Here is a 13,282-nt window from a genome sequence, read left to right on the forward strand (position 1 = left end):
ATTTTCTCCTAAAGCTATAACAACCTTTCCAAACCAAGACCACTTATTAAACACCGATTCTTTTTACTCCCGGTCAATTTGCTAATCCAATCAACAAAACCACCATCGCCGATCTCAATTTGCTCGTTATCTTTTTGTACATAAATCTTAAAGTTGATTCCTTTGTAGTAGTTGTTGTTCTCACTTTTTAGATCAACAGAAACAGGAGTATCAGGAAACATCTCTTTTACAGCAGAGTACATTTCTTCAAAAAAGTCCTCATAGGCTGTATACCCAGTTCGCCGTCTTAGCATAATCGACATTTTACGATGGTATCTTGTCTGTACAAAATGATCATAGAATTGAAGATGGTGCTTTAACAGCTCCTTTTCACACAGATAAGAGCCCTTATCCTTTGCGGCGGATACAATGCAAAAAATCCCAAAATGTGCATATAAATTTTCGCCTTCCCACTTCTGACCTCTGACTACGCGTGACGTCGTCGCATAATGTGTACAGCGGGTATGGTCAATTTGGTTGTTCAATATATCACTGGAAAGCATGATTGCCAGAATATTAGACGGGTCGGAAAGCACCTCAACATTCCGTACCGCACTTAATACATTGTTTTGGTTTACACAGCCAAACACACTACAACTGCCAATCGGTGCAACCGGGGACAACAGTTTGTTTGTAATTCCGGCTTTTGATGTCATTGATAATAGTTCAAGCTCCAACTGGTACAGTTTAATCGGATCAAAGCTGCCGGGAGCAACAAAGCGATTTTCCCTGAAAACATGCAGGACTTTTTGTGGTGAGGATTTCGCTGTTCTTAGTAAAAAAAGTTTCAATAAAAGAGAATTGAAGTCTGCTGTATTCAAAGAACATATTCTGTCGAAAATGTCCTGTACTTCTATTTTTTCTAATATTCTCTTGCAAATTTTGTCCATAAAAATCTCTCTTTTTTACAGCATAGTAAAAGTGTTTTTCAGCATAGTAAAAGTGAGAAATCCTATCAAGGTCAATTGACCCGACATTATAAATATGGCACACTTTTTTGGAGTTGTGTCATATCCTTAATCAAAAACGTGTTGTTACTATATGAAATTATCCCCTCGTTCTCACAAGTGCTGATAGCCCTATTCAAACTCCGAATGGGGGTGTTAATTTCCTTTGATAAATTTGCTTTTGTGAGATTTTGCAAAGTGTCTCGTCGATAATGCATCAGAATACTTCTCAAAAGTCTTTCTTTCACGGTAAGGCTTAGTATATGCTCTACCAATTCAGCGTTTATTATCAATTTATTTGCTAATTCTTTAATTAAAAATTTAGTAGCTTCAAAATCAGATTGTAACCATGACAGAAAGTCTGTTTTATAAAGACGTTTGGCAATACATGATGTAATGGCTGTAATTTCAACGGGTTTCCTTCCATCGTAGAATGGTTCTATTTCACCGAAAAAACTTCCTTTTTCATACAAATGCAGAGTAGCAAATGTTCCGTGAGGGCTTTGAATATACGCCTCAGCTGTGCCCTCCATCAAGAAATAAATGTAGTTATTCTCCCGCTCTGCAAATAATATTGTTTCATTGGGATTATATATTTTAGTTTCCAGCTTCTCTTTCATACGGTTTGGTATAATATCATAAAAGAACATTGCCCTCTCCTCTTGTTATTCAAAACTATTACCATAAATATGGTTGTAAAGAAAACGCCTAAATTAACTTCAGGCAACCAATATTTTATTCGTACTTTAACTTTTTTCTTCTTCCAACACTAAGCTTTTCCAGAGTGTGCGGCGTGTTGTTAAAGGCAACCAGCGTTCGGTATTCAGGATCCCCGGACAGACCAGTCGCACTCAGCCATGCCTCACGGACATCGCTCCCCGGATTACGGTCGTTCTTCGAATAATCTCCCGGGCAGTTGAACGTATCTTTGTTAACGAATATCGCAACGTGGTAGTGCGGTTTGTCGCTTTCGCCCACCTCACGTACCCAGACATATTCAGCCCTGCCAAAAATCTGTTGGCTGGCGCAAAATTGATTTGAATAACGGCACAGAAAGAATGCCCGAGACTGTCACCTGACGCGCTGGTGCTTTACAACAACGATCGTGGTCAGTTCATCCGCAAGACATTTAATAACCGCTGGCTTAAGGCTGTACGTGCAGTACAAAGCGAACTGGGCCGTGAACTGAATTACACATTTCATGATATTAAGGCAAAAGCTATTTCAGATTTTGAGGGTAGCAACAGGGATAAGCAGCTTTTCAGCGGTCACAAAACAGAAAGCCAGGTGCTCATCTACGACAGGAAGGTACAAATCAACCCGACGCTGAATCGTCCGGTTATTGAGGAAAAGTGAATGTTTATGCAAATGGAGGTGTGGGATATTCTTCGAGAATATTCTTTTTTGATTGTTCGCCCTGAAAAACAAAGGGGCTACCTTTCGGTAACCCCTTGTTTAATCTGGCGGAAGCGCAGAGATTCGAACTCTGGAACCCTTTCGGGTCGCCGGTTTTCAAGACCGGTGCCTTCAACCGCTCGGCCACACTTCCGGAATGAGGCGCACTATAAACATCCCGATGCGCCGTGTAAAGCCCGAATGTGTTTGTTTGCCTGAAAAACAGTCAAAATGCTGTTAATCGACTGAAATAACAACACATTGACCATTTTAACAGCACAATCTTCAGCCTTTGAGCGTGCAGGCGCTTTATGACCGTGAAACCTGATGAAGATCAAATGAGTAAAGATGGGTAAAACCGCTATGTCATCGCCTGGGATTTCATTATCTTCTGTCATTAATTACATCTGTCATCATAAGAGAGTGACTCATGGATCGTATTGTTAGTTCTTCACATGACCGTACATCGCTACTCAGCACCCATAAAGTGCTGCGTAATACCTATTTTCTGCTGAGCCTGACGCTGGCGTTTTCTGCGATCATGGCGACAGCCAGTACCGTATTGATGCTACCTTCTCCGGGTCTGATCCTGACGCTGGTCGGTATGTATGGTCTGATGTTTCTGACGTATAAAACAGCGAACAAGCCAAGTGGTATTATCTCCGCGTTTGCCTTTACCGGCTTCCTTGGCTATATCCTTGGCCCGATTCTGAACGCTTACCTTTCCGCGGGGATGGGTGATGTGATCGGCATGGCGCTGGGCGGCACCGCACTGGTGTTCTTCTGCTGTTCAGCCTACGTACTGACTACGCGCAAAGATATGTCCTTCCTCGGCGGTATGCTGATGGCAGGTATTGTGGTGGTGCTGATCGGCATGGTTGCAAATATCTTCCTGCAACTGCCAGCGCTGCATCTGGCGATTAGCGCGGTATTTATCCTGATTTCTTCAGGCGCCATTCTGTTCGAAACCAGTAATATCATCCGTGGTGGTGAGACCAACTATATTCGTGCAACGGTTAGCCTCTACGTTTCGCTGTACAATATCTTTGTCAGCCTGCTCAGTATTCTGGGTTTCGCCAGCCGCGACTAAGCTGAGGGTATAAACATGAACGGAGAATGCTTGCGCATTCTCCGTTTTTTTATGCCTGATTCCCGCGACAGAGGTATGTCGGATAGAGGCGATCCTGGATTAACCAGACTGAAGGCGCCACTTCCGCAATGGTCAGATAATAACGCGCGTCGGCGCGCGCGAAACCTCCCCACTGCGCGTCCGGCGTGTCATCATTGTGCCGCCGCCAGGTCTTCGTATAGGTCAGTACAATGACGTTATTATCCTCTCTCGGCGTCCAGGTAAAATTCATGTCGCGATCGATAATCATGTCACGTCCACCAGCCTTCGCCGCACCTTTATAGGTGGTAAGCCCCGTACCGTCACGATGAAAATAAAACTGTGCAACCGCGTTCACCCTGACTTCACTCTCTTTGCCCTGGTTGCGGGTGAAATTAAACTCCGTTGTGCAGGCAATGACGTTATGACTTCTCGACCACGACGGGTAAAAATATGTCGCCAGCGCGCCGCCAATCAACGTACCGCAAACGCCATACAAAAGTTTGTTTTTCATTTTCCTGCCCCACTCTTATAACGGATCGTTTTACAGAAACGGCTCTTACTTTCCGGACAGGCGCCGATAAAAACCTCATCAGCCTTCGCAATGGAAAATCTGGCGCTGAAATAATAAATGTCGTAATTCTCTCTCTGACACTCCACTTTGTTTTCTGCCAATAACGCCGCCAGTTTCGCGATGACCAACGGGCGTCCGTGATCGTTAATTAACCAGATACGGCAACCCGCAATGTTCTCTTCTACCGGCTTTAACGTGGCGGGAAGAATAAAGTCCGGCTTTATGTAGTGAAACGTGCCGATAGCCACCCCGACGAGTGCCAAAGCAAGTAAAGCTGTCCGCCTGAATCGAAAACGGAAGTGAGGTGCCGACGTTGAAGACGTGACAGGTGGCTCCACAACAGGCTCCGGGCTGGTCGTTTTTTCCCGCGGCTGGCATGAAACGTCGCCCTCGAAACGAAATCCCAAACGTGGAACGGTGGTAATAACAACACGCGTTTCCCCCAGCAACTGGAAACTTCTGCGCAGTTCGCTGACTGCTTTATTCAGGTTATTTCCCGATGGTGTAAAGCCGTACTCATCCCATACCCGGGTAATTAACTGTTCCCGACTCAGGTCACTGCCTTTATGGCGAATAAATTCCTGCAGTAAACGTACGGCAGGCGCCGACAGCGTTATTGCCGATTCTGGTTGACCAACGAGGCTTATTGACTGTGCTTTTGGATCAAACAACAACGAATGATTAAAAATAAAAAACATACAGAAATCTCATGTGATACCGCACGCGGTTCTGTTTGCAACCTGTTTTCTCACTGGCGTATTCGTCCACTGAACTCAGGCTATTTTCTGAGCAGAGCTTTTTCGCGACACAATGAGTAAAGCGGTATTTTTGCTTAACTATACAACTTTAAAACCAAAACGGCAGGATAAAAAACTGTAAAAATCAGTTTTTAAAATACAAATTCCCACAACATGCTGTTCTGATTAAAGTTTCCCTGCCCCGATGTGATGCGAAAGCAGAAAGCAATACAGGTAGGCCATCACGAAGAATGTGCTAACAGCAGGTAGGTTGAAGTTGATACAGAAGAACAAAATAAACAGGACGCACACCCTTTGCGCTTTCGCATTGACATTGTCATTTATTCCCGAAATGACGATGGCCAATATGAGTGTGTATCCCATGGAACTGAACGTGGATCAGTCCGGGACGGCACAAATTAAAGTCGCGTCGAAAAGCGATGATATTCAGTTCATCAGGGTGACGCAAAAGAAAATTCTTAACCCCGGCACACCGCAGGAAAAAGAGGCTGATGTCGCAGCATGGCAACAGGAAGGCTTGGTTGTCACGCCGGACAAATTCGCGCTGGCGGCAGGCTCTGTAAGGGTTATCCGCCTGGTTTCACTGATGCCGTCATCAAAAGAGACGACGTGGCGGGTGTACTTTGAAGGCGTAAAACAGCCTGAAAGTTTGCTTCCTGGGGAGAGTACCGCGGCTGCGGCGGCGAAGTTAGGCGTGAATGTTATCTGGGGAGCACTGGTACATCTGGCGCCCGAAGAAAACCGCGTTTCGCTGAAATTTAATCCCCGCAGCGGCGAAGTCATTAATGACGGGACCTTACGTGTGCCATTAAAAGAAATCGGAATTTGTCAGTCGGATTCCCAATGCCGATGGATAAAAGAGGATGCCACGATCTATCCCGATACCCAGAGGACGTTGAAAGCTTTATCAACGGCCCGGGGCCATCAATATAAATTCCGCTACTTCAACTGGTTGAATAAAAGCAGTGAAGAAGCTGATTTACCCGTCGTGAATTAACACGACAACGTGCAACAACCGCCATTGCGGTTTTAATTAAGGGCTTATGGAGCTCGTTTTTAAATATGGAGATATCAATGCGTAATTATATTAAACCTCTGCTGATTGTCGCGGCTATGACAACATCCGTCAGTGCTCTCGCCATCCAGAAAGATATCACGGTGAACGCTAACGTCGATTCACAACTGGATATGACGCAGGCGGATAACACCCCCCTGCCTGCCAGCATCGATATGCAATACCTGCCGGGGCGTGGCCTGGAAAGCTATCGTCTGAATACCAAGGTGTGGTCTAACTCCGCCACCAGCAACGTAAAAGTTCGCTTGGTCAGTGCGGCTCAGTTAATTAATGCCGATGGGGATCAAACGGTTCCGATGACCGTCAAGTTAGGTGAAAAAACACTGACCACCACCGATGCCGAATTCACTGGCGCAGAACTGTTCCCGGGCAGCGTTGAAAACGGCTCTTCCGTTTTACCGCTGATTATTTCTCAAACCACGAAAGGGATCCTCAAAACGGGTCAGTACAGTGGCGTCGTTAGCCTGATGCTGACTCAGGCCACCACCACGGAAAGCGGTGCATAACACCGTAGTGAGATGAAGTCAGAGGGCGCAAGCCCTCTGACTTCAGGATGACGTCGAGGCTTGTTCATGGCTTTTCATAGTAAAACTCTCCTTTTTGCCGCGTTGTTACCGGCGTCTGTCCAACTGGCCTGTGCTGAAATGGTCATTCCTGCTGGCTTCGAAGATCTGGCGAAAAACCAGCGTCTGTGGATCGACGTGTCCTTGTATGGCGAATCGCTTGGCTTGTATGAAACGGATATCAATCTTGAATCTGTCACTTTTGTGCAACCCGATAACTTACTGGATGCGATTAAGCGCCGGTTTAACGATGATCCAACTTTGCTGGCAATGGTTCGCAACGCGCTGGCGGCGCCGTTGTCGCGCAACGGTAACCTCGCATGCAGCAGTAACGGATTTGCCCAAGGTTGTGATTACGTTGACACCGCTGGTCTGGCCGTTATTTATGACGAAAACAACGCCCGAATTAGCCTGTTTCTGAACAAGCGTTATTTGCCCAAACAGGCACAGGAAAAGCAGTGGTACCAGCCGACGAAGGACACGGAAAACGCACTGATCCATCAACAGAATATCAATTTTGTCGCCGACCGCGATTATCAATCTGCAACGGTTCAGGGCAACGGCGCGTTAGCGTTGACCGAGGACGGCTATTTTACTCTCGACTGGAACTGGCAGGGGCAGCGCGCTCGTCATCAACAACAGCAGGATTTTACCGTTAACAATGCCTGGTTTCGTCAGGATCTTTGGCGTCAGTATTATCTGCAGGCGGGCGAAATGGATACCCGCGATCTGTTTAGCAACGCAGGGGGAAACATAAACCTAAGTCAGTTGCCGTTGGGCAAAATTCGCGGCGTTCGGGCAGGTTCGACCCGCGCATGGATGAATCCAACGCAACAGTCTCAAGGAACGCCTGTCACCGTTTTTCTGTCCCACGACGCACGTATTGATGCCCGTCGCGGCCAGCAACTGCTGGCAAGTTTTTATCTGAACGCCGGCGCGCAAACTCTGGATACCCGCAATTTCCCGGACGGCAGCTACACCGTGTCGCTGGCGGTGTACGAAAATAACCGTTTGATTCGTACCGAAGAGGTACCGTTTACCCGTACCGGTGTTACGCCATTTGATCGGTTTGAATGGTTTATGCAGGCCGGTCAAACCGATGATGACGATCAGCATTATGCCCGGCGCGGTGTGGCTCAGCTCGGTTTTCGTCTGCCCCTGTCGGCCTCAGCAGCGATTACCAGCGGCGCGACCCTGACTGGCGGGCATCGCTTCATAGAAAACGCACTCGACTGGAGTCATGGTTTCAGCGCGGGCGCCATTGACGGCGTGTTAAGCACCCGCTTCAGCTATCTCAATGGCAATCGGGGCGAACGGGGAAATATTCAGCAAATCAGCTACAACGACGGCTTTTCACTGAGCTTTTATCGAAACGCCCTGTCGGCAGACAGTTGCGACACCCGCCAAAGCGGTTTTTATGGCGTCAGCGGATGCTACCGCTCGCTTTCCGTGATGTTCTCCGTCCCGGTTGGCACGTGGTATGCCAATCTGGGCTACGCCGATAACCGTAACGAGGGGCGTTATGTTTCCCGCCGGGATTTACCAGACAGGGACGATCGCCATCAGAATGGTCTGCCGTGGGAGTCGGTTTATATGACGCGTTCCCGAACCGAAGCGTGGCAGGGAGGAATGAGTAAATCGTTCAGTACCCATGGCCTGAATATTAACGGTAGCCTGAACCTGTTTATGCGCGACGATCGTTCGCGACGCGGAAAGGACAAAGGTGGCTATCTGAGTCTTAGCCTCTCGCTTTCACACCCGCGGCAGGGAGAGGCGTCCAGCTATACCTCGCTGGGGGCTACCTGGCAGCAGCAGAATCAGCAAAAAAATCAGCTGAGCTACAGTATGGCGCATAACTGGTATACCGATGCGCGCGGGGAAAATGAGTACGGCGTTAGCGCTTCCGGCATCAATAGCGATTCACTCAATACCGCATTTTATACACGTCAGGGCGGTCAGTACGGAAACGGTAACCTGACCGTGAGCGATGCCTGGGATCGTAAAGCCAGTCGCCACACGTTAAGCGGTAGCGGCAGCTATAACTCAACATTTGCCCTCTCGCGCACAGGACTATGGTTTGGGCGGTGGAACGATGGACGCCCGGCTTCCGCTATCGCGGTTACCGTTGCCGCGCCTGACGATCAACAAGCCGCCCACGTCGCCGTATCCCTGGATAACGGTGGCAGTGCAGATATTGCCGCTAACAGTCGCGCGCTTTTTGCCGTGCCAGGCTATCAACACACTACGCTGTCGGTTAGCGAGTCGCTGGATGTTTCTCACGGCGCCAGCAGTGAGATTACTCAGGGCTCCGGTAGCCGCACAATGTTCATGGTGCCCGGGAAAATGCTTCATCGACAGGTGCAAACCACCATGAGCTACACCTGGGTGGGCCAGATGATGGATGAACACAATATGCCGCTGACCGGCGGGCTACCGCTTAACGTCACCGGATGGAGCGATCTGGGTAATGGTGGTTTTAGCGCACAAAGTAACGCGCCGCTGCGCAATCTCTATATGGTGCGCCAGCAGCAGTTTTATCAATGCGCCCTTACGGTTCGCACCCGGCGCGACGTGGTGCGTTACGTGGGTGTAACCGCCTGTAACGAAATGACCTTTTCCGCCCTCCCTGACGCGGTACAGCAGCAGGCGCAACTCTTACTGGCGGGCCGTGCCCCTGCGTCAGGCACGACAGCGATGGCAACTCAGGACGGCTTAGCAAAAGGACTTCTCCATGAATAACCGTATTTTTATTTTCATGTTCTTATGCCTGTGGGCTGGCCAGGCGCTGGCCGGAGCGCCCGCAGGAAGAAATACCAGCGTGAGTATCAGTTACGATCGCTTATCGCCGCCTGCGCGCTTTGATATCTGGTTGCATGAGCCGACGGGCTATGATCTTGCCGATCCACAGAAATGGGGCCGCAACACGTTAACCTGTCTGTCACGAACCGACACCACGAACGGCGCATGCATGACCGCGCCAGTCTGGTTTTCGGCAAATCCTGCGACACCTTATCCCATCAGCCTGCGTTTCACCCATAGCCTGACGAATCAGAAAGTGGACGTGAATGTCTATGGTGAAAAACGGATGTTCATCAATAACAAAGTCTTCACCTTCGCCAGTTTCGTCACCGGCGGCACCGGCGACGAAAGTGCATGGGATAAAGAACCGTGGTTCGATTTTTATATTGTTAAAAGCGAACTGGACAAACTCTCCGTACCCGGCATCTGGTCAGCCACACTCAAGCAGGATCTACGCGAATGGGGTTCAGCCAGCTGCGGCGGCAACTTTAATGACGCTAATGTCGGCTGCCCTGGCTACCTGTCAATCGCCAAATGGCAGGCGAATATTCGTATAGAGGTAGTCGATCCGAGCAATCAGCAGATTTACCTGCCCGCGTTTCCACATTCGACCCCCATCGTCAATCTGAACCTGACGTATTTTCCGGGAAAACCTGGCGGCCATGAAATTCAGGGGGAAACCTCGCTGGACATGTGCCTTTACGACGGCAATAACGCCGCCAGCAGCCGCGTACTCCTGCGCTTTGAAGATGACGGTCATGCAGCGCCCGGCCGTGCCAACGGGGCATTTTCTGTCTGGCGTCGCGGCGGCAACAAAACCGAAAACCGGGATCGGCTGGATTATCAGGTTTCGGTGATCAACCCACTCACCGCCGCCCGCCAGACGGCGGAAAATGGCGTGGATATTATCTGGCAGGGAACCAATGACCGGCGCGTATTGCGCCAGGTGGTCCTCCCCGGCGGCGGAGAAAGCGTTCTGTGTGTGCCTGCGCCCATTACCCTCACCACCCCTGCGTTTACGGCCAGCAGCAAAAATGCCGGGGATTACACCGGCACGCTAAAAATTATCTATACCCCCAGCACATTGTAATAAGGATATAACGATGCATTACGCGATTCTGGACACTAACCGTTTTTATGCCCTGGGGCTGTGCCATGCCCTGCGGCGCAGTAACGAACTGCCGATGATCTCAGTCGGGGAGATGCAGTGGCGCCCCACCCTCCTGCTGATGCAGGTCATTATCATACGTTGCCGTTTTTCCCTTATGTCCACCCATCAGGTGTTAATGAGGACGCTGCTACGCCTGGAGGCGGAAAGCTGGACGGGACGGCTTTACCTGATGTGTAACGAGAAAGGGTTAGCACTTGCAATTTTTCTGCGTCAACGCTTCACGACGTTGCAGATCCATATCCTTAACGATCGTCTGGCAATGCGCGACATTGTCTGCCTGCTTACGAAAGCACCGCGTCGTTCAGCTTGTTGGCGTACTGAATTTGGCCTAACCGTCAGAGAACTCACGGTACTGTGTCTGCTCATTAAAGGCCTGCCTGTCCATCGCGTCGCCCGCGCGACGCAGATGTCCGAGAAGCAGGTTTCAACGCACAAATGCAATGCGCTAAAGAAGCTCAATGCCAGCAATCTGCTGCAATTACTCATCTGAGCAGTCTTATCGGCTGCGCGGATATTTGCTACACTGCGACCTGTTTTATGATAACGACAGACTGCTATGTTGATTTTTGAAGGCAACGAAATAGAAACCGATAGCGAAGGCTATTTGAAAGACACCACCCAGTGGAGCGAACCGCTGGCGACAGTCATTGCTGAAAACGAAGGCATTACCCTCTCGCCTGAACACTGGGAAGTGGTGCGTTTCGTCCGCGACTTTTACCTGGAATTTAATACCTCACCGGCCATTCGCATGCTAGTCAAAGCGATGGCGAATAAATTCGGCGAAGAAAAAGGCAACAGTCGCTACTTGTATCGCCTGTTTCCGAAAGGGCCGGCGAAGCAGGCCACCAAAATCGCCGGCCTGCCCAAACCGGTAAAATGCATTTAATAGCGAATACTGAATCCGGTGAGTTCTTCGCGCGAACGGTGCGGTTCACTTAGCACTCTGTCAACCCGGGCAGAGCGTGGACCGCCTTCTTTCAGCCACTTCATTAGTTTTTCAACCTGTTCGGCTTCGCCGCAAGCCACCACTTCTACACTGCCATCGTCCATGTTTTTCGCATAGCCGGTCACCCCCAGCCGCCGCGCTTCCTGCTGGGTGGTATAGCGAAACCCCACGCCCTGCACCCGGCCATGTACCCACGCGATAATGCAGACTCTCGACATTGCTCTTCTCCTTCTCTTGCCCGGGCGCGTTGCAAATCCACGAAAAACTCAGGACAATGGCGCCCATTTCTTTGAATCGACAGAATTGTAAATTATGAGTGTACGTTTAGTGTTAGCCAAAGGGCGCGAAAAATCTTTGCTTCGTCGCCATCCGTGGGTCTTTTCCGGTGCCGTTGCCCGAATGGAAGGTAAAGCCAGCCTCGGCGAAACCATCGATATTGTTGACCATCAGGGTAAATGGTTAGCCCGCGGCGCGTATTCTCCGGCGTCGCAGATCCGCGCGCGCGTCTGGACGTTCGACCCGTCTGAATCTGTCGATATCGCCTTCTTTACCCGTCGACTGCAACAGGCGCAGCAGTGGCGCGACTGGTTGGCCGAAAAAGATGGCCTTGACAGCTATCGTTTGATCGCCGGTGAATCCGATGGCTTGCCAGGCGTGACCATCGATCGCTTTGGCTCATTTCTGGTACTGCAATTACTGAGCGCTGGCGCTGAATATCAGCGTGCCGCATTGATTAGCGCGCTGCAAGCGCTGTACCCGGAATGTGCGATTTATGACCGTAGCGATGTCGCGGTACGTAAAAAAGAGGGAATGGAACTGACGCACGGCCCGGTGACCGGCGAGCTTCCGCCTGCCCTGTTGCCGATTGAAGAACACGGTATGAAACTGCTGGTGGATATTCAGGGCGGCCATAAAACCGGGTATTACCTGGACCAGCGCGACAGCCGACTGGCGACGCGGCGTTATGTGGAGGATCAGCGTGTTCTGAACTGTTTCTCTTATACCGGCGGTTTTGCCGTTTCTGCACTGATGGGCGGCTGCCGTCATGTGATCAGCGTCGATACGTCACAGGAAGCGCTGGACATTGCAAAACAAAACGTGGAACTGAACAAACTGGATCTGAGCAAAGCTGAATTTGTCCGCGACGACGTTTTCAAACTGTTGCGAACCTATCGCGATCGCGGCGAGAAGTTTGATGTGATCGTGATGGATCCACCGAAGTTTGTCGAAAATAAAAGCCAACTGATGGGGGCCTGCCGGGGTTACAAAGACATCAATATGCTGGCGATTCAGTTACTGAATCCGGGTGGCGTACTGCTGACCTTCTCCTGTTCTGGCCTGATGACCACGGATTTATTTCAGAAAATCATCGCAGATGCGGCAATAGATGCTGGTCGTGATGTACAATTTATAGAGCAGTTCCGTCAGGCCGCCGATCATCCCGTGATCGCCACCTACCCGGAAGGGCTGTATCTGAAAGGGTTTGCCTGTCGCGTCATGTAACTTGAAAAGTGGAATGTTACCCTCATATAAAAGGTAATGATTTCCCGGGAGGTGACTATGATTGCCAGCAAATTCGGTATCGGCCAGCAGGTCCGCCATTCCCTGTTAGGTTATCTCGGAGTGGTCGTGGATATCGACCCGGTCTATTCGCTCGAAGAGCCGTCGCCTGATGAGCTGGCGGTTAACGACGAGCTTCGTGCCGCTCCGTGGTATCACGTGGTAATGGAAGATGATGACGGTCAGCCGGTGCATACCTATCTGGCCGAAGCGCAGTTAAGCAGCGAGACGCAGGATGAACATCCTGAGCAGCCATCCATGGATGAGCTCGCTCAAACCATCCGCAAGCAACTGCAGGCGCCTCGTCTGCGTAACTAAGATTGTAAGGCCCGACAGCGTTTCGCTAT

16 protein-coding genes, 1 tRNA gene and 1 pseudogene are annotated in these 13,282 nt (G+C 50.0%); 10 read left to right on the plus strand and 8 right to left on the minus strand.

Translation table 11 applies throughout. The features are described from left to right. Positions 1 to 14: 14 nt before the first annotated feature. The 3 genes from JY391_RS13340 to JY391_RS13350 form a co-directional block, all read right to left on the minus strand. On the minus strand, positions 15 to 929 hold the full coding sequence (locus JY391_RS13340; RefSeq protein WP_211934444.1) for a hypothetical protein: 915 nt from the start codon (positions 927 to 929) through the stop codon (positions 15 to 17). Between the two features lie 86 nt (positions 930 to 1,015). After that, entirely contained in the window at positions 1,016 to 1,636 is a 621-nt protein-coding gene (locus tag JY391_RS13345) for a Crp/Fnr family transcriptional regulator (protein ID WP_042287957.1), read from the minus strand. An 85-nt stretch (positions 1,637 to 1,721) separates the two neighbouring features. Next, on the minus strand, positions 1,722 to 1,964 hold the full coding sequence (locus JY391_RS13350; protein WP_229264052.1) for a YagK/YfjJ domain-containing protein: 243 nt from the start codon (positions 1,962 to 1,964) through the stop codon (positions 1,722 to 1,724). 66 nt (positions 1,965 to 2,030) lie between these two features. Here JY391_RS13350 and JY391_RS13355 point away from each other — a divergent pair. Further along, positions 2,031 to 2,342: pseudogene (locus tag JY391_RS13355) on the plus strand (site-specific integrase); the annotation flags it as partial. A gap of 105 nt (positions 2,343 to 2,447) precedes the next feature. On the opposite strand, the gene JY391_RS13360 reads toward JY391_RS13355, so the two are convergent. Both JY391_RS13360 and JY391_RS13365 read right to left on the minus strand, forming a co-directional pair. Continuing rightward, positions 2,448 to 2,535, minus strand: a tRNA-Ser gene (locus tag JY391_RS13360). A 13-nt stretch (positions 2,536 to 2,548) separates the two neighbouring features. Further along, positions 2,549 to 2,779 carry a hypothetical protein gene (locus tag JY391_RS13365; RefSeq protein WP_060569566.1) on the minus strand — a complete coding sequence of 77 codons (231 nt, stop codon included), beginning with the start codon at positions 2,777 to 2,779 and terminating at the stop codon, positions 2,549 to 2,551. Positions 2,780 to 2,811: 32 nt separating this feature from the next. Between JY391_RS13365 and yccA the strand changes: the two genes are divergently transcribed. Beyond that, entirely contained in the window at positions 2,812 to 3,471 is a 660-nt protein-coding gene (gene yccA / locus JY391_RS13370) for an FtsH protease modulator YccA (protein WP_211934445.1), read from the plus strand. Between the two features lie 49 nt (positions 3,472 to 3,520). Here the strand turns inward: yccA and JY391_RS13375 are convergent, their stop codons facing one another. Both JY391_RS13375 and JY391_RS13380 read right to left on the minus strand, forming a co-directional pair. Continuing rightward, a complete protein-coding gene (locus JY391_RS13375; RefSeq protein WP_211934446.1) occupies positions 3,521 to 4,003 on the minus strand; it encodes a hypothetical protein in 483 nt (160 codons plus the stop codon). Beyond that, on the minus strand, positions 4,000 to 4,761 hold the full coding sequence (locus tag JY391_RS13380; protein WP_211934447.1) for a winged helix-turn-helix domain-containing protein: 762 nt from the start codon (positions 4,759 to 4,761) through the stop codon (positions 4,000 to 4,002). Before JY391_RS13380 ends, JY391_RS13375 begins: the two co-directional genes overlap by 4 nt. 316 nt (positions 4,762 to 5,077) lie before the next feature. On the opposite strand from JY391_RS13380, the gene JY391_RS13385 reads away from it, so the two are divergent. The 6 genes from JY391_RS13385 (at position 5,078) to tusE (ending at position 11,315) form a co-directional block, all read left to right on the plus strand. Further along, the gene (locus tag JY391_RS13385; protein WP_445012708.1) at positions 5,078 to 5,818 is read left to right on the plus strand and encodes a fimbria/pilus periplasmic chaperone; all 741 of its coding nucleotides are present in this window, start codon (positions 5,078 to 5,080) and stop codon (positions 5,816 to 5,818) included. A gap of 77 nt (positions 5,819 to 5,895) precedes the next feature. After that, positions 5,896 to 6,402, plus strand: a complete 507-nt coding sequence (locus JY391_RS13390; RefSeq protein ID WP_211934449.1) for a CS1 type fimbrial major subunit — start codon at positions 5,896 to 5,898, stop codon at positions 6,400 to 6,402. A 66-nt stretch (positions 6,403 to 6,468) separates the two neighbouring features. Then, positions 6,469 to 9,198: a TcfC E-set like domain-containing protein gene (locus tag JY391_RS13395; protein WP_211934450.1), complete on the plus strand. Its 2,730-nt coding sequence runs from the start codon at positions 6,469 to 6,471 to the stop codon at positions 9,196 to 9,198. After that, positions 9,191 to 10,348, plus strand: a complete 1,158-nt coding sequence (locus JY391_RS13400; RefSeq protein WP_211934451.1) for a CblD like pilus biogenesis initiator family protein — start codon at positions 9,191 to 9,193, stop codon at positions 10,346 to 10,348. Before JY391_RS13395 ends, JY391_RS13400 begins: the two co-directional genes overlap by 8 nt. A 13-nt stretch (positions 10,349 to 10,361) precedes the next feature. Continuing rightward, a complete protein-coding gene (locus JY391_RS13405; RefSeq protein ID WP_211934452.1) occupies positions 10,362 to 10,919 on the plus strand; it encodes a helix-turn-helix domain-containing protein in 558 nt (185 codons plus the stop codon). Between the two features lie 66 nt (positions 10,920 to 10,985). Further along, entirely contained in the window at positions 10,986 to 11,315 is a 330-nt protein-coding gene (gene tusE, locus JY391_RS13410) for a sulfurtransferase TusE (protein ID WP_181821550.1), read from the plus strand. Here tusE and yccX read toward each other — a convergent pair. Further along, complete coding sequence (gene yccX / locus JY391_RS13415; protein ID WP_042287982.1) at positions 11,312 to 11,593, minus strand: acylphosphatase; 282 nt, start codon at positions 11,591 to 11,593, stop codon at positions 11,312 to 11,314. The genes tusE and yccX overlap by 4 nt on opposite strands. A gap of 94 nt (positions 11,594 to 11,687) precedes the next feature. Here yccX and rlmI point away from each other — a divergent pair, with 94 nt between their 5' ends. After that, positions 11,688 to 12,878 carry a 23S rRNA (cytosine(1962)-C(5))-methyltransferase RlmI gene (gene rlmI, locus JY391_RS13420; RefSeq protein ID WP_181821552.1) on the plus strand — a complete coding sequence of 397 codons (1,191 nt, stop codon included), beginning with the start codon at positions 11,688 to 11,690 and terminating at the stop codon, positions 12,876 to 12,878. Between the two features lie 57 nt (positions 12,879 to 12,935). Beyond that, the gene (gene hspQ, locus JY391_RS13425; protein ID WP_042287987.1) at positions 12,936 to 13,253 is read left to right on the plus strand and encodes a heat shock protein HspQ; all 318 of its coding nucleotides are present in this window, start codon (positions 12,936 to 12,938) and stop codon (positions 13,251 to 13,253) included. Positions 13,254 to 13,282: the final 29 nt, after the last annotated feature.

This window comes from Citrobacter sedlakii (genome assembly GCF_018128425.1).
Classification (GTDB): Bacteria; Pseudomonadota; Gammaproteobacteria; order Enterobacterales; family Enterobacteriaceae; genus Citrobacter_A; species Citrobacter_A sedlakii.